1 protein-coding gene and 1 pseudogene are annotated in these 793 nt (G+C 34.9%); one reads left to right on the forward strand and one right to left on the reverse strand.

Annotated features, from left to right (window positions below; all coding sequences use genetic code 11):
- Positions 1–21: 21 nt before the first annotated feature.
- Entirely contained in the window at positions 22–237 is a 216-nt protein-coding gene (locus C8322_RS14240; protein WP_111810835.1) for a hypothetical protein, read from the reverse strand.
- A 41-nt stretch (positions 238–278) separates the two neighbouring features.
- Between C8322_RS14240 and C8322_RS14245 the strand changes: the two are divergent.
- A pseudogene (locus tag C8322_RS14245) lies at positions 279–793 on the forward strand (IS4-like element ISAba33 family transposase); the annotation flags it as partial.

Raw genomic sequence — 793 nt, forward strand, 5'->3', positions numbered from 1 at the left:
AATTATAGGACTGAATAAACCTTATAGGCTAGGTTTGTGCAACAAAGCCGAAAAACGGTAAGTATGTGCAACTAAACGATCTAGCCAACGTTGTGCAGCAAGTAACTCAATCCCCTTTGCTGCATTAAGTTGATTCACTTCAGTATGCTGCAGAATTTTTTGGCGTATTTCGGCACGATGCTGACTGGTCCACTTCTTTAAACTATTTCTTTGTACACGAAAAAAAATATAACTCATTAAAATAATGGCATAATACTTGTTTTCTGACGACGAATATGATGGCACATTTCAATGAGCTATATCTCATCTTAAACAAATATCTAAAGTGGAACAAGTCACATGTAAAATGTTTTACACTGATTATGCTTGCATTAATTGTAAAACAGACATGTAATCTTTCTTCTGCATCTAAAGCCTTACCCATCAAGTGCTTACCACAATCATTTTATCGACGTATACAACGCTTCTTTGCAGGTCAGTATTTCGATTATCGTCAAATTTCTCAGTTAATTTTCAATATATTTTTATTCGATAAAGTCCAATTAACTTTGGATAGAACCAACTGGAAATGGGGGAAACGAGATATCAATATCTTGATGTTAGCCATCGTCTATCGTGGAATAGCCATACCTATAGTTTGGACATTGCTCAATAAACGGGGAAATTCAGATACAAAAGAGCGTATTGCTTTGATTCAACGCTTTATCTCTATTTTTGGTAAAGACCGTATTGTGAATGTGTTCGCAGACAGAGAATTTATCGGTGAGAAATGGTTTACATGGTTAATTGAAAA

The sequence above is a fragment of the Acinetobacter sp. SM1B genome (genome assembly GCF_003289665.1).
In the GTDB taxonomy this organism is placed as follows: Bacteria; Pseudomonadota; Gammaproteobacteria; order Pseudomonadales; family Moraxellaceae; genus Acinetobacter; species Acinetobacter schindleri.